The sequence below is a fragment of the Psychrobacter sp. ANT_WB68 genome (assembly GCF_008369115.1).
Taxonomy (GTDB): Bacteria; Pseudomonadota; Gammaproteobacteria; order Pseudomonadales; family Moraxellaceae; genus Psychrobacter.
In genome coordinates, this window is the sequence record NZ_VOAZ01000002.1 from 365,707 (window position 1) to 383,704 (window position 17,998).

Sequence of the window (17,998 nt, forward strand, 5' to 3'; positions counted from 1 at the left end):
TCAAACTGCTCGCAAAGATTGAGCGTAATTAATCACTTAAGCGGGTTTCTTCGGTCGATTTCCAGTTGTAAGCACCATAAAACAGCATCTGTGCTTGCCGAGTACAGTTATGCAGCATAAGCTGCTTTTTATTTTCAATCTCAGCCAAGTCGACTTCATCATCATGGTCTTCGGTATAAGTCAGCTCTAGCCAATCAATAATCCAAGAAAAAAACATATTCACCCCAGCTTCAGCCAGCAGCCGACGGTCATAAGTATTGATATGGTTAAAGGCAGGCTGGAGGGCTAAATCCTCTGCTAGGCTTTGTCCGTGCTTTTTAATCAGCTCGTTGATGGCTTTACGTACCGCTTCTGAGCCGCCATAGCGTTCGCTGACTAAGAATTGCCAGTAGCAAGGCTGCTCGCTGACCATATATAAAAACATCTGAATACTTTTAGCGATTTGACGCTCAAAGCTACGTTTGCGCCCAATTTGCAAGTTTTCACTTAAAGTAGCAAGCGTACCGCCCAACTCTTCGATAACCAAGGCACGACCAAGCGATTCCATATCATCAAAATGGCGATAAAACGCAGTCGGTACCACACCAACCTCGCGTGTGACTTGCCTGAGACTGATTGAGCTAAAAGACTGCCCTGTCATACATAAATCGAGCACCGCATTAAAAAAAGCGTGCCGAGTTTGAAGTTTCTTTTGTTCGCGACTACTCATAATATTTCAAAATTACCTGATAGATGTCTATCATACTCATTTCATTGCGAAAATACGAATAAAAAAGACGGTTATCGTTGATGGTTTGGTTTTAGGTTTGTTTATACTGGCTTCCAAACTTGTTGCTTAAACAATGGTGCCCCAATGCCCTTGTAGCTCTTGTGCCAATCGATACGCTTCATGGTCATTCATACCCGTTATAAAATCTAAGACATTGAGCATATTGTGATAGGTATTATCGGATAAAACCCGACGCTGCTCATCGAGATGCGGCTGGAGCAATTTTAGCAGACGCTGCTGCTCAAAGGACATTAAAGACATTGGCGCGCTGGTCTCATTTGTCCAAGCTAATGGCATAAAAGCATCGAGCAGGCGCTGAAGACATTGATTGGCCATCAGCTCCATCCGTACTTTGCTTGGGTGATTAAATATCTTCTCACGTGCCAATTGCTTAGCTTGGCCGATGCCGCTCTGCACGGCCGCATCACAATGGGTAAATAGGCTGCCATGTAGCGTCCCTGCCAGCATAGCGTCACTGTTGGCCACAAAGGCATCGGTAACAGCATTGACCAAGCGCATCATTGCCCGTGCTCGCAGTGATGCCAAATGTTGTCTGACTGACACTTGCGTTGGTACATTGAGATGATTAGGGTGCTCGCCAATCAACTCGTAAAAAATAGCTGCTACCTCCGCATAGGTTAGCATATTCAAATTGATACCATCCTCTAAGTCTATCAACGCATAACAGATATCGTCTGCCGCTTCTAATAAATAAGCCAGTGGATGACGAGCAAAGCCATCGTGCTGCTCCGAGCGCGGTAGATGTAAACACGCTGCTAGCTCTTCTAGTTGTGCTGCTTCACTATAAAAGCAGCCAAATTTTTGCATGTTGGTGGTGGGGCTACCTTGATAAATGCCATTGCTATGGGTCGCAAGCCAGGGGTATTTCATAAACGCGCCCAAAGTGGCACAGGTTAGGCGCATACCGCCCATATCAGGATGATGCTCATTGCGGGCAAGGATACGGAATCCCTGCGCGTTGCCTTCATAAGCGAGCAAATCCAACTGCTCATTGCTATTTAGATTGTGCAAGAATTTTTGACGGTTAGGATGCATAAACCAGTCACGAATGGCGTACTCTCCAGCGTGACCAAACGGTGGATTGCCGATATCATGAGCGAGACACGCCGCTTGTACAATAACGCCGACATCAGCGGGCGCTACGCCATTTGGTAAGCCGCCATCCAGTTTATCATGCAGCTTCTCTGCGGCCATGATGCCCAAAGAACGCCCAATACAAGAAACCTCTAGCGAATGCGTTAAACGCGTATGTATGCCTAGCTGATTGGTCAGAGGATGGACTTGGGTCTTTTGATTCAACTGGCGAAAGGAGTGTGAAAATACCAGTCTGTCGTAATCTTTATGAAAGGAGGAACGTGCGCTGTCTTGGGCAGGGGCTTTTTTATTACTACCTAAACGTTGGGCACTAAATAGTCGCGCCCAGTGCTCAGATGAAGTGCTTGGTTGATCAAATTGAGTATTCATAAATCGTAGTCCATTATTGGTTATTATTATTTTAAACGATTTCAGCTATTCTAAAAATTTTGTATAGATAAAAGGCTGGTACTTACTATAGTAAAATCAAGCGCATAAAAAAGCCAGCAACGAGGCTGACTTTTGGTTGTTCAATCTTAAGACTGTGTAAACATGCTATCCGCTTTACTAAACTTTGAAAGTTAAACGTTAAAACGGAAATGCATCACGTCGCCATCTTGTACGATATAGGTTTTGCCTTCTAAGCGTGATTTGCCAGCTGCTGCAGCGCCTTTTTCACCGTTGTATTCGATAAAGTCATCATACGCAATTACTTCAGCACGAATAAAGCCACGTTCAAAGTCGGTATGAATCACACCAGCGGCTTCAGGAGCGGTTGCGCCAACAGCGACTGTCCAAGCGCGAACTTCTTTTACGCCAGCAGTAAAGTAAGTCTGCATATCAAGCAAGTCATAACCACCGCGAATCACTTGATCGAGACCTGCTTCTTCCATATCCATTTCAGCCAAGAAGTCTTTTTTGTCATCTTCATCAAGCTGAGCAATTTCCGACTCGATTTGGTTGCATAGGGCAATGACAATAGAGTCTTCGCCAGTGGCATAGTTACGGACTGCGTCAAGATATGGGTTATTCTCAAAACCATCTTCAGCAACGTTAGCGATATACATGGTTGGTTTTAGGGTAATAAGACCATAACTTCTGATGAGTTTTTGTTCGTCTTTGTCTAGATTGGCACCGCGAGCCGCTGTACCTTCCGCTAATAAAGGCTCAATTTTTTTGAAAATATCAAGCATGGCGCTCGCGTCTTTATCACCGCCTTTGGCTTTTTTGGTTAAGTTGTGGATAGCGCGCTCAACGGCTTCCAAATCTGCCAAGGCTAATTCGGTATTGATGGTTTCGATATCATCAATCGGGCTGACGCGGCCGTCAACGTGGACGACGTTGTCATCGTCAAAGCAGCGTACCACGTGCGCAATCGCATCGGTCTCACGGATATTGGCTAAAAACTGGTTACCCATACCTTCGCCTTTTGAAGCGCCCGCAACCAAACCTGCGATATCAACAAACTCCATCGTCGTCGGTAGTACGCGCTCAGGCTTGACGATATCAGCCAGTTTTTTCAGGCGTGGATCTGGCACAGGTACGATACCCGTATTGGGATCTTTGGTACAAAAGGGAAAGTTTTCAGCGGCGATACCCGCTTTGGTCAAGGCGTTAAACAGGGTGGATTTACCCACGTTTGGTAGACCGACAATGCCGCAATTAAAACCCATAACATGCTCTCAATATATTAATAAAATCAGCCAGTATAAGACTTGGTGCTTAGTCATTATCAAGCTCAGTAAAATAGTAACTCAAAATTGGGCGTATTGTAGCAAATTACAGCCAAAATAGGTGAGGATGTTGTGCTTACTGTTTCAATTTTTATAGTCAATAACAATACTTAATAACGATTTAATATCATCACTTAATATCAATGTTCGTTATCAACGAAGCTCAGAGCTTTGTCTATTATGATAAGCTATTAACTATAAATGATGATTCACGCTGCTACGCTGTTATCAATAGATAGCACGACAAACCATACCAAAGGCAATTTTTAATAATGACCACCATTTTTGCTACCCACCATTATAATTATCCGCAAAATTTCATTGATATGAAACCCAAGCTTACGCGGCTCGAGCAGGCGATTAAAAAGCTCGAGGCCAATTTGCTGGATGCAGATAATGAGGTGTTAGAAGAGAGGCTTTCCAGTCACTTAGGTTTGCAAGTGGATTATGCCAGAGAGCTTAATGCCAACCAACTATTGGCGGCAACGACTATTGAGGGCAAGGTATTGGTCATCGCTGGTGCGGGCTCTGGTAAAACCAAAACGTTGACTTATAGAACCAGTTACCTGATAGAAAACGGCGTAGCGCCAAAAGAGATTTTGCTATTAACCTTTACCCGTAAAGCGGCTAATGAGATTAAAAGTCGGGCTAGAACTTTACTGGCAAGCCGTCTCGCGGATAATAGCCATATAAATGGCAAGGCGCTAAACGATATCACTAGCGGAACTTTTCACTCTTTTTGCAACATGTTATTGCGCCAATATTCAGGACTGCTTGGCATCAACCCGCGCTTTACTATTTTAGACACGGGCGATAGTGAAGACGCCATCGACTTAATTCATAAAGAAAAGAAGTATCCAACCAAGATAACCAATCAGGCATTTCCGCGTAAAAAAACGTTGCAAAATATCTTTTCAACTTCTAGAAATCGCCGTATTCATATCCGCGATTTAATCGAAAACACTTATCCTGATATCGCCGTGCATATTCCCATTATTGAACAATTGGCCGTTGACTTTCATGAGTATAAACGCGCCAACCATTTATACGATTTCGATGACATCATCAGCCAAGTGGTACGGCATCTAAAGCACAATGACACCTTTCGACAGCTACTACAAAAGCAATATCGTTATATCATGGTCGATGAATATCAGGATACCAATATCCCGCAAAAAGATCTGATTGACCTTATCTGTGCGCCTATGTCGGTATCGCTGATGGTGGTCGGTGATGATAACCAAAGCATCTATGCGTTTCGCGGTGCTAATTATGAAAATATCTTATTGTTTGGTGAAAGTTACCCTGAAGCAAAACTGATTAAATTGGAGCAAAATTATCGCAGTACGCCAGCGGTTTTAGACTATATCAATGCTTTATCGGCTCAAATCACTTTAGGTTATCAAAAGCAGCTGTACTCGGACGTGTCAATAGAAGGCACAAAGCCGGTCTTTCGCCGTCTCAGTGACGAAACCAAAGAGGCAAAATATATTGCCGATAAAGTTATTGAATTAAAACCGGACTATGATTATCAAGACTTTGCGGTATTGTGCCGAACGTCCTTTCAATCTAACTACGTTCAGCTTGAATTTATGGAGCGCAATATTCCATTTATTGTCGTAGGCGGCATCCGCTTTATTGAAAGACGCCATATCAAAGACGTCTTAGCGTTTGTCAAAATACTCTATAACCCGAATGATACGATTGCATGGCACCGTATTTTGACCTTGTTTAAAGGGGTGGGGGCGGTGACGGCGACGCGCTTGACCCAAGCAATTAATGCCGATAACAATTCCTTCGAGCCTCTATTAGCACCGTCATTTGCGAAAAAAAGCCCACAGCTTAAATCATTGCATGCGACTTTAACCAAAGCCAGTCAGGCCGCATCGGTCGAAATGGTTATTGAGCTGATTCTAGAGTTTTATATTCCAGTTTTAAAAACGATTGAAGAGAATTGGCGGGAGCGCAGCGAGGACTTTCGTGTACTCAAAAATTTGGCTACAGAATATGACAGTCTCGATAAATTCTTAGAAAACCTTGCCCTTGATCCGCCGAATGATTCAGTTGCGACAGCGGGCGAGCCTATGCAAGGCGAAGAAGGTATCGATAAAAACAGGGATAAAGTTACTATCTCTACCATTCATAGTGCCAAAGGGCTTGAATGGCCAGTCGTTTTTGTCAATTCATTGGTCGATGGGATGACGCCGCATTATCGCTCGCTCAGTGATTTCGAAGAGCTTGAGGAAGAACGTAAGCTTTTTTATGTCGCTTGTAGTCGCGCTAAGAGCAGGCTGTTTTTAACGGCGCCCGATTATTTTTCAAGCTATTCAGGATATTTCGATAAGCCGTCACGGTTTATCGCTGAGCTGCCTCCTGATAAGCTGACGGTCGAGACCAGCAAAAAATCTATAAATGAGAGTGAGAATCCGATTTGGTGGTGATAAATAGAGGATAGGAAGCATTGTTAACGCTAAGACAATCATCAAGTCATCAAAGCTGCTAACATCACAAAACTTAGCAGCTTAATTCTGTGATATTGATTAGTTTTTTCTTAATCTCATTGATCTAAATCATGGCTATTTTGTGAATCACCCTTCCATTATTCCTATCGAAAATATCTTCCTCTGAAATGTATAACCAAAAGTATTTAATAGCAAAAATATTTATATTATAAGGGTTTAATCTGGCGCTCAATGCGTTACTATTACTACCTTATCTAGTATTTCTCATATTTTATACTTTGTATTAAGACCTTAAAAAAGGACACGTTATGCGCTATGAAGTGATCGTTATCGGTGCAGGGATGGTCGGCACCTCAGTTGCTTGGCATCTACAAAAAAATAACGCTCAAGTTTTACTATTAGACAAAAAACTACCGGGCTCTGAGACTTCATACGGCAATGCAGGTTTGATTCAACGCGAGGCGATTCATACGCATCCGTTTCCACGCCAGTTAACTGAAATGATACGCGTATTGCCAAATCAAGGAACCGATATTCGCTATCGCATTCCAGCGATTTTGCGTTATCATCAGGCGCTATTGCAGTATTGGAAATACTCTACACCCGCTTCAGTTAAAAAAATCGAAGCGGAATGGCAGACACTGATTGAGCATTGCACCAGTGAACACCAAACCATGATTAGCGCCTCTGGTGCTGACGAACTGATTACGCGTGACGGTTGGTTGCAGCTGCATCGCTCTGAAGAGACTTTTCAAGAAGCCATTGCTTCCGCTATTGATGCACGCAATCAAGGTGTTGAGCATAATGTATTGACGGTAGATGAATTAAAAGTAATGGAGCCTAGTGCCAATTTTGACGAGTTCGTAGGCGCGATTCATTGGCTCAACTCTTGGCAGGTTTCAAACCCAAGCTCGCTCGTAAAGGCTTATGCCAAAAACTTCCAAGAGATGAATGGCACCATTAAAGAAAGCAGTGTCAAAGAAATTGTGCAAGAGGAAAGTGGCTGGAAAGTCATTACCGACAATGACACTTATTACAGTGACAAGTTAGTCATAGCCGCTGGACCTTGGTCTAATGATTTAATCAAACCGCTTGGCTATGATTTGCCGTTGTTCCCGATGCGCGGCTATCATCAGCACTTTAAAGTGAATGAAAAAAATACCATTCATCATAGTATGTTTGATATGGATAAAGGCTTCGTGATGGGGCCAATGCAACAAGGTATCCGCATTACTACCGGCGCTGAGATGACGACGATGAATGCGCCAAAGAACTTTGGCCAATTAAATACCGTATTAAAACTTGCTCGAAAAATCCTGCCTTTAGAAGATGCCGTTGAGAGTGAAGCATGGGCAGGCTCACGTCCTTGTATGCCAGATATGAAGCCAGTTATTGGCCCTGCGCCTAATCACGATAAATTATGGTTTGCTTTTGGTCATAGCCATCAGGGCTTCACTTTAGGACCGATGACCGGTCGTCTGGTTGAAGAGATGATTCATGACAAACCAACACTCGTTGATATTAAACCCTTTGGCGCTGATCGTTTTTCTCGCTAAGCAAGGTTTAAATAAAACGTGATTTATTTATATGCTCATCTATTTGAAAGTATTAAAAATTAAGGATAATAATCCATGCAAAAGCTTCATAGTAACCAACGGATGAGTCAAGTTGTGATTCATAACCAAACTATTTATTTATCAGGTCAAGTTGGCAATAGCGATGATGATATCAAAGCCCAGACTTTAACTTGCCTAGAAAAAGTCGAAAAACTACTGCAAGAAGTGGGTAGTGATAAATCGAAACTGCTATCAGCAACCGTCTGGTTAAAAAGTATGTCAGATTTTGCAGCAATGAATGAGGTGTGGGATAAATGGTTTGAAGGTTTACAGCCGCCCGCACGCGCATGCGGCGAGTCTGCGCTGGCTCGTCCTGAGTTATTGGTCGAAATTACCGTTATCGCTGCTGAATAAACGCTTAGTTTGATATTCAAAAGAAGTGGACAAGGTAGCTATTACTTTGTCCTTTTCTATAAAATAAACCCTACTCTTAAACTCTTAGCCCGATCTGTTTTCTAGTCTTATAAAGTTTTTGATTTACTCATTTATCAGTTCATCTAATAGCTTTGTATTATTAAGACGATGTAAATTTAGCGTTAATAACCTTATATTATCAAAACTATCGTTTAAAATTAAATCTTGATAGTCTTTTATTTGATGAGCTACTCTGTTCAGTAAGTCTTCAGTGCAATGAAGTGTTAGCTTTTTAAAAGCTTGATAGGATTCTTCAATCTTGCCAAGTTTATAAGCGTTTAAACACCATTCGTAATAGCACCAGTATTGATAGATGTTATTTATAATAAATAAGCGATTACCTTGAGGTATAGTTAGTTCACTAGCTTGTTTGGCATAGCAATACGCTAATGCTGCATTCTTGTTCCAACTGTGTCTTCTAGATAAGTGGTACCAGCACTCTGCCCTCATTGGGTCGAGCTCTACCCCTAAGCGCCAGTAATATAGAGCTTCTTTATAGTTTTCTTTCCTTTCGAACAGCAAGCCTAGCTCTGTGTAGCTACAATACACCTCGTCTTTCCATCCTTCATTTTCTAATATCACTCTTTCTTTATACCATTCAATGGATTGATCAATCAATCCTGAGTCTCTATAAGATTGAGCGCAATAAAAAGCATAGCGTGGTAGTAAGTCAGTATCTTCTCCAGAAAAATAAGCTTGTTTAAGCATCTCAGCGTCATCTGAATATTTGTTTTTATTCAAACTTCTATTACCTTTTCTACCTGATATAACACGATAGTCACCATTAATTTCCTCTCGTGTTTTTTCATCATTACTTTTAAGAAACTCATGCAAAACTCCGTGCCACTTATATGTACCATTATTTTTTATAATCAACTTTCGGTAATATGTAAGAGTGTTTGACTCATCTGACATCTGGAAATAGTAAGCATCTTTCTTTAGTTCTGGTAAGTTCAAATCACCACATACAGAATCATCGGCATCAAAAATCAAAACATAATCTCCTTTGCCTTTGCATTCATATAAAGCAGCGTTTCTATTGTGGCTGAAGTTTTTCCAAGGTTCTTTATGTATATGACCTTTTATACCTTTATTTTTAAAAAAATTCTTGATAATAGCAATGGTAGCATCACTAGATCCAGTATCAGAAACAACCCAGTAAGTAAGTGGAAAGTAGGAGCAAATATTCTCTAACGTATCTTCAATGATATGACTTTCATTTTTTACAATCATATTAAGGCAAAGTGACATAATTACTCTCTTATTCTACTATTGCATACCGACTTTCTTCCTTGAAACAGCTTCATAAAAGACAGTTGATATATTAGGTAATGGGCAATGATTGTTTTGATATCGGACTTAGCGTTTAATCTAAGCTAATAAAGGGCATTAGTATCGTAAACCATATTAGCTATATCTAAAATATTGTTCAATTATAGATATGGTGCTAAATCTTATCAACTTTAGTTTTAAGTTTTTTATTTCTGTCAACCTTGCTGATAGAAGTAACCACTGTCATTCAACATTTGCCATTACTCATATCCATTACTAAAATTTAGGCTATAATCCTCTTCAAATAAAATCCTTAAAATTTTATTCCTACATTAATAATTCAATTATGAGTCGCTCAGCTGTTCAAAGAACGATGCCATCATTAATGCTATGAATACCATCAAAACCGTTAAACGACTTAGCGCTGTTAATTGACGCGCAACCAAACAGGGCCACCAATCATGATTAATACCAAAATATATAAATCTATTTATGTTTTAGCAGAAAAACTGCTAGAAGCTGACAGTAAAAACGATCAAAAAACCTTTGATGTGCTGTATGCGCAGCTAAAGGATCTCTGTATTGAAAACGAAAAGAGCGATAAAGACCATCCTGAACAGTGGGAGACATTGGCTGACTTTACCGAGGATTTGGATGAAGCGCTGGTTATCTACCAAAAAGCATTAGATAAAGCCGCTGCGATTAATTCAAAAGATCATTTAGCATCGATAGCCTTTTCTATGGCTGAGCTGCAAATCGAATTGGGTCAGACAGATGCTGCTATCGAAAACCTACAAAATGCTAAAATTAGTGCCAATAAAATCGAAGACAGAGAATTTAAAGTTGAGATAAATGAATTGTTGACCAAGCTCTTGGCACAGTAATTTTAGCTATTGCTATTTGTTATTGAGAAAAGCGCCTTTTATTATTTAAAGAAGCGCATGTAGGCCGACAGCATTATTTTACGTTATAAAATGCTGATATGGTTATTAACGTCCAGTCCAGACCGCATGGCGCTTTTCAATAAAGGCGTCAATGCCCTCACTTACATCATCCGCCATCATGTTGCAGGTCATTACCTCGCTGGCATACTCATAAGCATCCGCCAACTCCATATCCAATTGCTTATAAAACATCGTTTTGCCAGTGGTCACAGCAACTGAAGATTTGGCAGTAATGGCGTCTATCAAAGATTGGAGAATCGAGTCTAATTGTTCAGCGCTTGCCACACGATTGATGAGTCCTTGCAGCAGTGCAGTATGGGCATCGATAAATTCACCGGTAATCAGCAACTCAAATGCCTGCTTACGAGATAGGTTGCGACTGACTGCTACCGCAGGGGTAGAGCAGAACAATCCTACATTTATGCCAGAGGTTGCAAATTTGGCATTGTCCGAAGCAACCGCTAAATCACAAGCTGCGACCAGCTGACAGCCAGCAGCAGTTGCTATGCCTTGCACTTTGGCAATGACCACTTGTGGCATGCGATTGATGGTGAGCATCATCTGGCTACATTGCTCAAATAAGGCGCGCTGAAAAGCCTCATCTGGGTTGGCACGCATCTCTTTTAGATTATGTCCGGCACAAAATGCCTTGCCATTTGCAGCAATCACCAATACTTGTATATTTGTGTCTTGCGCAATATTGTCCAGCTCCGCTTGCATAACGGCCAGCAACTCAACCGATAAAGCATTAAATTGTTTAGGACTGTTAAGGGTTAAAGTCACAACGCTGCCTGAGTTTTCTCTGATAACCAAAGGCTCGTTAGAGTCTATAGAGGAAGAGTGTGATTGAATGGGGTTAAATTGGGTCATTTATCGTCCTTGATAATATGTTTATAAACTTAGCATAAAGTATAAAAGCGATTTAAATCATCACTCAAATAGTAGCATGCTTAATCAGTTAAGCAATAGCTCAGTGACATGGATACAGCTGATATAAAAATAGCGCTCTTATATGCTAAGAGCGCTATTGCAGTAAGAAATTATTTTTTTATAAAAAGCTGTATTCAAATGGTGCGCTTACTACAAAGTATTATGTTTATTTTATACTTTGACCTAGTTTTATCGCCGCAGCAATATTGGCAGCGGTTATTTCAATATTGTGATAAGCGTTTTTAAAGACATTATCAATCGTATCTAGTTTTTGGATACTGGGCATAATGACATCGAATTGACTGGTCTGAGCCGATTCTAGACCATCAACACTACCGCAAATAGCAATCACTGGCGTCTGGCTCATTTTAGCAATTTGGCTGATGCCGCCAGCTACCTTACCCATCGCAGTTTGGGCATCAAGTTTACCTTCGCCAGTGATGACTAAGTCTGCATCAGAGATATGCTGTAATAAGTTGGCAACTTCTGCAACTGTATCAAAACCCGACTTCAACTCAGCTTGGCAAAAGCTCATTAACGCATAGCCAAGTCCACCTGCTGCGCCAGCGCCCTCTATCTCTTGGTAATTCTGATAGCCTTGCTGCTCGCAGATAGCGGCAAAATGACTTAACGCTTGATCCAAATCATTGACTTGTTGCGAGCTAGCGCCTTTTTGAGGGCCAAATATTGCACTCGCACCTAACGTGCCACATAGAGGATTGGTTACATCACAAGCCACCTCAAACACTGTCTCTAATACGCTGGTATGGAAGCTTGTCGCATCTAATCGTTGCAAACTCGCAAGCGCGCCACCGCCTTGGGCTAACGTAGTATCATCACTATCATGAAACGTCATGCCAAGCGCCGTTAGCATACCAACACCCGCGTCATTGGTAGCACTACCACCAAGACCAATGATGATACGTTTGACCCCTTCTTCTAAAGCATCTGCAATCAGCTCGCCAACCCCATAGCTGCTCGCGATGACTGGATTGCGCTCTGCTACAGTCAATAGATGTAAGCCGCAAGCTTGGGCGACTTCGATCACCGCAGTCGCATCAGGCAGTAATAAATATTTTGCGCTAATAGGCCGCATCAAGGGGTCATGGACGCGCACTTCTTTCCAGCGCCCACCTAACACATAAGATAATACCGCAGAGGTGCCTTCGCCACCATCTGCCATAGGCAATAGCTTATAGTCCGCATTAGGAAATACTTGACTGAATCCAGCTTGGATAGCATGGCAAACATCTAGTGCCTCTAAGCTTTCTTTAAACGAGTCGGGGGCGATTAAGATTTTCATGAAATGCTCTTATATTTTTGATGAGTCAACTAAGGCGTTAGATAAATACCAAGGTCAATAGCCAGATAAAGATGATACTGGTCACGCCTTGAATACCAGTTGCTACTGAATGAGCTTTATAAGCCTGCGCCACACTCATACGGCTAAATTGGCTAACAATCCAAAAAAAGCTGTCATTAGCATGTGAGATAGTCATCGCGCCTGCACCAATAGCCATCACACAAAATACGCGACCAAGCTCACTGTCGAGACCTATTTGACCCAATAATGGTGCAACCATTGCTGAGGTAGTCACCAAAGCAACCGTGGTCGAGCCTTGCGCTGTTTTGAGTGCAGCAGAGACAATAAACGGCATAAAGACACCAAGCCCCAGGGCGGATAAAGTCGTCCCCAAATAATCACCTATTGGTGTGACTTTGAGCATAGCACCAAACGCGCCGCCAGCACCGGTGATTAAGAGAATAGGCGCTGCGACGACCAAGCCTTGAGAGATGCTATCACTGATTTGCTGTGTTTTCTGTTCAGTATTGATCAGTAAAAATGATAAAAACAAACCAATCAGTAGGGCAGTTAGTGGATTACCAATAAATACTAAAATATCTGTTATGGTGCCAGTACCAAATGGTGCGCTTGGTAAATTGGCAACAGACGATAAGCAAATCAATACAATAGGCACAATAATAGGTAAAAATGCCATGGTCGCTGACGGCAGCTTGCTATATTCGTCGCGAGTTTTCATATTGTCTGGCACAGTCGCGGCTGGCGCGTCGAGTGCATCGATATTGTCAGGAGTGACATCAAGAAAGCGATTAGACCATAGCCAACCGGCAAGTACCGCAACGATAGTGACGACGATACCGACCATGATGACCAAACCCAAATTTGACTCAAGTCCCAAGTTTCCTGCTGCCGCAATCGGACCGGGTGTTGGCGGTACAAAGGTATGAGTGGCATATAAGCCAGTTGCTAAGGCAATACTCATCGCCACACTTGAGACTTTTAAGCGCTCAGCTAATGACTCTTTTAACGAGTTTAAAATAATATAGCCTGAGTCACAGAATACCGGTACAGACACTACAGCACCTACGATAGACATGGTCAAAGTAGGGAAGCGTGGTCCCAAGACTTTGATGACTGTTTCCGCCATTACAATAGCAGCGCCCGTTTTTTCAAGGATTAAACCGATAATGGTACCGAAGACAATCACCAAGCCGATATATCCTAAAATACCGCCAAAGCCATCAGAGATGGTTTTGGCGACTGTATTAAGCGGTACTTGATAAAACAGTGCGACCAAAAAGGCAGATAGTATCAACACTAAAAAAGGATGCCACTTGAGTTTTGCCGTGGCAAAAATAATAAAAAGAATGGTCAGCACCAGCCAAAATACGATCATCACTGTCTCTATATAGTTGTTAATGTCTTATGACAAATTATGAAAATTATGCAGCATGCTCTTAGCTGAATCTCAATAGTCATATGAATTTTTAAAGGGGCATATTCTATAGTAAATCCATGCTACTAGGGAATCTATTCGGCTCATCTTCAATTTTATTCATGGTAAAGCCGAGATACTCTGCTAGTATGTGGTTTTCGTTTGACACGTACTAGATTTAGGATGCTTCCTTTGACCATATTTACCGCTCCAGTAATTCCCAATATTGAAAATAATGAGCTACGCCAGCAGCTACAGCAAGTTATTGATTTAAAGACCAAGCCGCTTGGCGCACTTGGGCGCTTAGAGAGCCTTGCGCTGCAGTTGGGCATGATTCAAGGGACGCTCACGCCAAAGATTGAGCAGCCACAAATTCGAGTATTTGCTGCCGATCATGGTTTGACCAAGCATGGGACATCCGCATTTCCTAGTGCCGTGACCGCGCAAATGGTTTACAACTTTCTGCAAGGCGGCGCTGCCATCAATGTATTGGCACGCCAGCATAATATCGAGCTGAAAGTAGTTGATGCTGGGGTAGATGCTGACTTTGCCAATTCTCCTTTTAAAGACCATCCGCAACTACTCGATTATAAAATTCGCCATGGTAGCCGTGACGCCCTGACAGAAGCTGCGATGACAGAAGCGGAATGTTTAGCTGCATTAGAAAGCGGTATGAACGTGGTTAAGAACATGGCAGGCAATCTATTGATTGTCGGTGAAATGGGCATCGGTAATACTTCAGCTGCGAGTCTATTGCTGGCGAGACTGGGCAACTTATCCATCGCTGATTGTATTGGTCGCGGCACAGGACTTGATGATGCAGGATTAGAGCACAAAGCGAGCATTCTAACGCAAGTTTTAAAGCGTCATAGTGAAGCACAAGCGCCATTGGAAGTACTTGCTGCATTTGGCGGGCTTGAGGTTGCTATGATGGCAGGTGCACTGATTCAGGCTGCCAGTGAGCGCCGTATTTTATTAATTGATGGTTTTATCGCCAGTAGCGCATTATTGGTTGCTGAATGCTTAACACCGGGTGTGGCGCAGTATGCTATCTTTGCGCATCATTCAGTCGAGCCGGGCCATGTGCATTTATTAAAACTGCTAAATGCTGAGCCATTACTCAATATGGGTATGCGCTTAGGTGAGGGTAGCGGTGCGGCATTAGCGTATCCACTATTACAATCTGCCTGTGCCATTATCAATGAGATGGCAAGTTTTAGTGATGCTGGTATCAGTGAGCAAAGCAAGTGATGCCAAGCTCATCATCAAAGCTGTCTATATTGCAGCGACTTCGTTATGAAGCTCGATTGGTATTGGTAGCTATACAGTTTTTAACCCGCCTACCTATACCGTCTTTTAGTCATTATGATCCGCAATGGCTACATCAAAGCAGCCGTTATTTTCCAGCAGTTGGCTTATTGGTTGGTGTCCTTTGTGCTGGGGTATTTTGGCTTACTAGTCTCTTATTTACGCCATTGGTTGCAGCAGTGATGAGCACGGCTTTTGGCATTAAGCTGACGGGTGCTTTTCATGAAGATGGTCTTGCTGACAGCTGCGATGGGCTGGGCGGTGGGCTAACTCGCGAGCGCACCTTAGAGATTATGAAAGACTCACGCTTAGGTACTTATGGTGTTTTGGGTTTGGTGTCAGCGCTATTACTTAAGATTAGCTTGCTTGCTGCGATGCCAGTATCCGTTGCTATCGTTGCACTCATTATTGGACATACTGCGTCGCGCTTATTTTGCATTAGCTTACTGACGCTATTGCCTTATGGCGGTGAGATTGAACATGCTAAGGCAAAACCGATGGCGCAGCAGCTTACGCCATTACAAGGGCTCTATAGCAGCGGTTGGCTCATATTGGCGATTATTTTGGTCACACTTATATTTCCCAATAGGATGCAGCAGATTGGTGTTGTTCAGTGGTTGTTAGCGCTGGTGTTAGCGCTAGTAGCCACTGACTATATGCGGCGCTTATTACACAGGCGGCTTGATGGCTATACAGGCGATGGACTCGGTGCGACGCAGCAGCTTAGTGAGATTGCCATTTATGTAGGGCTTGCTGCTTCATTACCATTGATATAGGATTTACCAATCACATATAGGAAATAATCATTAATGATTCTTTATATTTGGCGTCACCCCAAACCTATGGCGGCTAATGGTTTCTGTATCGGGCAGACAGATATAAAGGTCGATAGACGCAAAATTAAACGTTTGGCTAATAAAATACAGCGTTTTGTCCGTCTGCATCAATTACCAAAAGTGATTTGGGTCAGCCCGTTACAGCGCTCATTAAAAGTTGGTGAGATACTGGCGCAGCAAGGGTTTCAATGTAAGGTTATGCCTGAGCTTGCTGAAATTAATTTTGGTAAATGGGATGGTCAGGCTTGGGCACAAATACCGAAACAAGAAATCGATGATTGGTGTAATGACTTTGCTGACTTTGCACCCAAGGGCGGCGAAAGTCTACAGCGATTATTCAATCGTGTTGAAAGCTGGATAAATGAAATGACTATTGAAAACAGCGAAAGACCGTTATTAGCAGTCGGTCATGCAGGCTGGATTAATGCTGCTAGTATGATAGTCGCTGGGCAAGAGGTACCGAAGATAGCCGCTGAATGGCCACGACCTATGAACTATCTAGAGCATCGTCAACTAGATTTTTATCCAAAAAAAACTGACCTTTCATAAGGGCCAGTTTTTTGGATAGTAGCTATCTTAACAACTTATCTTTCTTAAGAACCTATCTTTCGCCAATTCATCAATAAAGACTTCCTAAACTATCTTATCAAACCAAGCTTTATTGTCTTTAGGACTCATAGAATCAAAACTAATATAGATACCTTCGTCATCTAAAGTCGCGTACCAGTGATCATCGTTATTACCCGTCAGCACCTGAAAGTATTTATTATTAACAATTCTACCAACGGTATATATCTCGCCTTTTGAATAAAACTCGTTACCTTGAATACATATTAATTTGTCATCAGTGTTTATCATATTATCCCATTTTGTCCATAAGCATGTAAATATACGGATATAGGATAGCAACTGGGTTAATACTATTAAAGATGATTTAATAAGCAGTATTTTATTATTAAGTATGAGTTATACAGTTGTTTTATTACCAATTATTGCTCTTATATACCATTGTAACTTTTTATTAAAGATAGCTCATAAACCTTGGCGACGTTTAAGAAATAAAAAAGCCAGCAACATGACGTTACTGGCTTTTCTTTAGACTCGTACTAAATATTACTCTTCAGAGTAATCTTCGTTCTCGTCTTCAACTTCTTCTGCTGAATCTTGGTTATCGCCATCTTCTGAAAGAATGGTAACTAAAATAGTAGCAGTAACGTCGTGGTGTAGCTGAATATCAACATTATATTCGCCAACTTGACGTAAAGTGCCTTCAGGTAGCTTGATTTCAGCACGGTCAACTTCTAGACCTGAGTTAGTCAATGCTTCAGCGATATCGCGAGTACCGATAGAGCCGAATAGCTTGCCTTCGTCACCTGATTTAGCGCGCATGATAACATTAACGTCCGTTAATGCGTCAGCACGTTCTTGAGCAACAGCTACTTCTTTTGCTTCTTCAGCTTCAAGCTCAGCACGACGTGCTTCGAACTTTTCAATGTTAGCTGCAGTAGCAGGTAGTGCTTTACCCAAAGGGATAAGAAAGTTACGTCCGTAACCTGGTTTCACATCGACAGTTTCACCGAGTTTACCAAGGTTGACGATACGCTGTAACAAAATAATTTGCATGAGTCATTCCTAGTTAACGGTTAACCCTGATGGTTATCAGTGTATGGAAGTAGCGATAAATAACGAGCTTGCTTGATAGCAGTCGCTAGTTGACGCTGATATTTAGTAGATGTACCGGTAATGCGGCTTGGTACGATCTTGCCATTATCACTAATATACTGTTTTAGCAATTCAACATCTTTATAATCGATGTGAGTGATGCCTTCAGCAGTGAAACGGCAGAATTTGCGACGGCGATAGAAACGTGCCATGAGTATT

17 protein-coding genes are annotated in these 17,998 nt (G+C 42.1%); 7 read left to right on the forward strand and 10 right to left on the reverse strand.

All coding sequences use genetic code 11. The annotated features are described in order from the left end of the window. Positions 1 to 28: 28 nt before the first annotated feature. From FQ084_RS06675 to ychF, 3 genes are all read right to left on the reverse strand, one after another. The gene (locus FQ084_RS06675; protein ID WP_149489857.1) at positions 29 to 709 is read right to left on the reverse strand and encodes a TetR family transcriptional regulator; all 681 of its coding nucleotides are present in this window, start codon (positions 707 to 709) and stop codon (positions 29 to 31) included. 126 nt (positions 710 to 835) lie between these two features. Then, positions 836 to 2,254 (reverse strand): deoxyguanosinetriphosphate triphosphohydrolase, encoded by a 1,419-nt coding sequence (locus FQ084_RS06680; protein ID WP_149489858.1) that lies wholly within the window; start codon positions 2,252 to 2,254, stop codon positions 836 to 838. 191 nt (positions 2,255 to 2,445) lie between these two features. Then, the gene (ychF, locus tag FQ084_RS06685; protein ID WP_149489859.1) at positions 2,446 to 3,537 is read right to left on the reverse strand and encodes a redox-regulated ATPase YchF; all 1,092 of its coding nucleotides are present in this window, start codon (positions 3,535 to 3,537) and stop codon (positions 2,446 to 2,448) included. Positions 3,538 to 3,869: 332 nt separating this feature from the next. Here ychF and FQ084_RS06690 point away from each other — a divergent pair, with 332 nt between their 5' ends. From FQ084_RS06690 to FQ084_RS06700, 3 genes are all read left to right on the forward strand, one after another. Then, complete coding sequence (locus tag FQ084_RS06690; RefSeq protein WP_262880684.1) at positions 3,870 to 6,038, forward strand: UvrD-helicase domain-containing protein; 2,169 nt, start codon at positions 3,870 to 3,872, stop codon at positions 6,036 to 6,038. Between the two features lie 329 nt (positions 6,039 to 6,367). Beyond that, positions 6,368 to 7,615, forward strand: a complete 1,248-nt coding sequence (locus tag FQ084_RS06695; protein ID WP_149489861.1) for an NAD(P)/FAD-dependent oxidoreductase — start codon at positions 6,368 to 6,370, stop codon at positions 7,613 to 7,615. 75 nt (positions 7,616 to 7,690) lie between these two features. Further along, complete coding sequence (locus tag FQ084_RS06700) at positions 7,691 to 8,029, forward strand: RidA family protein (protein ID WP_149489862.1); 339 nt, start codon at positions 7,691 to 7,693, stop codon at positions 8,027 to 8,029. 123 nt (positions 8,030 to 8,152) lie between these two features. On the opposite strand, the gene FQ084_RS06705 is transcribed toward FQ084_RS06700, so the two are convergent. After that, entirely contained in the window at positions 8,153 to 9,340 is a 1,188-nt protein-coding gene (locus tag FQ084_RS06705; RefSeq protein ID WP_188032915.1) for a glycosyltransferase, read from the reverse strand. 482 nt (positions 9,341 to 9,822) lie between these two features. Here FQ084_RS06705 and FQ084_RS06710 point away from each other — a divergent pair, with 482 nt between their 5' ends. Next, positions 9,823 to 10,245 carry a tetratricopeptide repeat protein gene (locus FQ084_RS06710; RefSeq protein ID WP_149489864.1) on the forward strand — a complete coding sequence of 141 codons (423 nt, stop codon included), beginning with the start codon at positions 9,823 to 9,825 and terminating at the stop codon, positions 10,243 to 10,245. A gap of 105 nt (positions 10,246 to 10,350) precedes the next feature. Here FQ084_RS06710 and FQ084_RS06715 read toward each other — a convergent pair whose 3' ends face one another. The 3 genes from FQ084_RS06715 to FQ084_RS06725 form a co-directional block, all read right to left on the reverse strand. Continuing rightward, on the reverse strand, positions 10,351 to 11,175 hold the full coding sequence (locus FQ084_RS06715; protein WP_149489865.1) for an enoyl-CoA hydratase: 825 nt from the start codon (positions 11,173 to 11,175) through the stop codon (positions 10,351 to 10,353). 226 nt (positions 11,176 to 11,401) lie between these two features. Beyond that, the gene (locus tag FQ084_RS06720; RefSeq protein WP_149489866.1) at positions 11,402 to 12,538 is read right to left on the reverse strand and encodes a glycerate kinase; all 1,137 of its coding nucleotides are present in this window, start codon (positions 12,536 to 12,538) and stop codon (positions 11,402 to 11,404) included. A 37-nt stretch (positions 12,539 to 12,575) separates the two neighbouring features. Then, positions 12,576 to 13,934 (reverse strand): GntP family permease, encoded by a 1,359-nt coding sequence (locus FQ084_RS06725; protein ID WP_149489867.1) that lies wholly within the window; start codon positions 13,932 to 13,934, stop codon positions 12,576 to 12,578. A 222-nt stretch (positions 13,935 to 14,156) separates the two neighbouring features. On the opposite strand from FQ084_RS06725, the gene cobT reads away from it, so the two are divergent. From cobT to FQ084_RS06740, 3 genes are read left to right on the forward strand one after another with little or no spacing between them, the layout of a single operon-like run. Further along, positions 14,157 to 15,224 carry a nicotinate-nucleotide--dimethylbenzimidazole phosphoribosyltransferase gene (gene cobT / locus FQ084_RS06730; protein WP_149489868.1) on the forward strand — a complete coding sequence of 356 codons (1,068 nt, stop codon included), beginning with the start codon at positions 14,157 to 14,159 and terminating at the stop codon, positions 15,222 to 15,224. Beyond that, complete coding sequence (gene cobS, locus FQ084_RS06735) at positions 15,224 to 16,057, forward strand: adenosylcobinamide-GDP ribazoletransferase (protein ID WP_149489869.1); 834 nt, start codon at positions 15,224 to 15,226, stop codon at positions 16,055 to 16,057. The genes cobT and cobS overlap by 1 nt, the downstream gene beginning before the upstream one ends. A 33-nt stretch (positions 16,058 to 16,090) precedes the next feature. Beyond that, the gene (locus tag FQ084_RS06740) at positions 16,091 to 16,666 is read left to right on the forward strand and encodes a histidine phosphatase family protein (RefSeq protein ID WP_149489870.1); all 576 of its coding nucleotides are present in this window, start codon (positions 16,091 to 16,093) and stop codon (positions 16,664 to 16,666) included. Positions 16,667 to 16,750: 84 nt separating this feature from the next. Here FQ084_RS06740 and FQ084_RS06745 read toward each other — a convergent pair whose 3' ends face one another. From FQ084_RS06745 to rpsR, 3 genes are all read right to left on the reverse strand, one after another. After that, entirely contained in the window at positions 16,751 to 16,975 is a 225-nt protein-coding gene (locus FQ084_RS06745; RefSeq protein WP_149489871.1) for a hypothetical protein, read from the reverse strand. A 255-nt stretch (positions 16,976 to 17,230) separates the two neighbouring features. Continuing rightward, positions 17,231 to 17,740: a 50S ribosomal protein L9 gene (gene rplI / locus FQ084_RS06750; RefSeq protein ID WP_149489872.1), complete on the reverse strand. Its 510-nt coding sequence runs from the start codon at positions 17,738 to 17,740 to the stop codon at positions 17,231 to 17,233. Between the two features lie 20 nt (positions 17,741 to 17,760). Further along, positions 17,761 to 17,991 (reverse strand): 30S ribosomal protein S18, encoded by a 231-nt coding sequence (gene rpsR / locus FQ084_RS06755; protein ID WP_010198808.1) that lies wholly within the window; start codon positions 17,989 to 17,991, stop codon positions 17,761 to 17,763. Positions 17,992 to 17,998 lie beyond the last annotated feature (7 nt).

Coding starts and splice junctions, on each gene's coding strand:
- FQ084_RS06675 (WP_149489857.1), bottom strand. CDS start 709: ATGAGTAGTCGCGAACAAAAGAAACTTCAAACTCGGCACGCTTTTTTT.
- FQ084_RS06680 (WP_149489858.1), bottom strand. CDS start 2,254: ATGAATACTCAATTTGATCAACCAAGCACTTCATCTGAGCACTGGGCG.
- ychF (WP_149489859.1), bottom strand. CDS start 3,537: ATGGGTTTTAATTGCGGCATTGTCGGTCTACCAAACGTGGGTAAATCC.
- FQ084_RS06690 (WP_262880684.1), top strand. CDS start 3,870: ATGACCACCATTTTTGCTACCCACCATTATAATTATCCGCAAAATTTC.
- FQ084_RS06695 (WP_149489861.1), top strand. CDS start 6,368: ATGCGCTATGAAGTGATCGTTATCGGTGCAGGGATGGTCGGCACCTCA.
- FQ084_RS06700 (WP_149489862.1), top strand. CDS start 7,691: ATGCAAAAGCTTCATAGTAACCAACGGATGAGTCAAGTTGTGATTCAT.
- FQ084_RS06705 (WP_188032915.1), bottom strand. CDS start 9,340: ATGTCACTTTGCCTTAATATGATTGTAAAAAATGAAAGTCATATCATT.
- FQ084_RS06710 (WP_149489864.1), top strand. CDS start 9,823: ATGATTAATACCAAAATATATAAATCTATTTATGTTTTAGCAGAAAAA.
- FQ084_RS06715 (WP_149489865.1), bottom strand. CDS start 11,175: ATGACCCAATTTAACCCCATTCAATCACACTCTTCCTCTATAGACTCT.
- FQ084_RS06720 (WP_149489866.1), bottom strand. CDS start 12,538: ATGAAAATCTTAATCGCCCCCGACTCGTTTAAAGAAAGCTTAGAGGCA.
- FQ084_RS06725 (WP_149489867.1), bottom strand. CDS start 13,934: ATGATCGTATTTTGGCTGGTGCTGACCATTCTTTTTATTATTTTTGCC.
- cobT (WP_149489868.1), top strand. CDS start 14,157: ATGCTTCCTTTGACCATATTTACCGCTCCAGTAATTCCCAATATTGAA.
- cobS (WP_149489869.1), top strand. CDS start 15,224: ATGCCAAGCTCATCATCAAAGCTGTCTATATTGCAGCGACTTCGTTAT.
- FQ084_RS06740 (WP_149489870.1), top strand. CDS start 16,091: ATGATTCTTTATATTTGGCGTCACCCCAAACCTATGGCGGCTAATGGT.
- FQ084_RS06745 (WP_149489871.1), bottom strand. CDS start 16,975: ATGATAAACACTGATGACAAATTAATATGTATTCAAGGTAACGAGTTT.
- rplI (WP_149489872.1), bottom strand. CDS start 17,740: ATGCAAATTATTTTGTTACAGCGTATCGTCAACCTTGGTAAACTCGGT.
- rpsR (WP_010198808.1), bottom strand. CDS start 17,991: ATGGCACGTTTCTATCGCCGTCGCAAATTCTGCCGTTTCACTGCTGAA.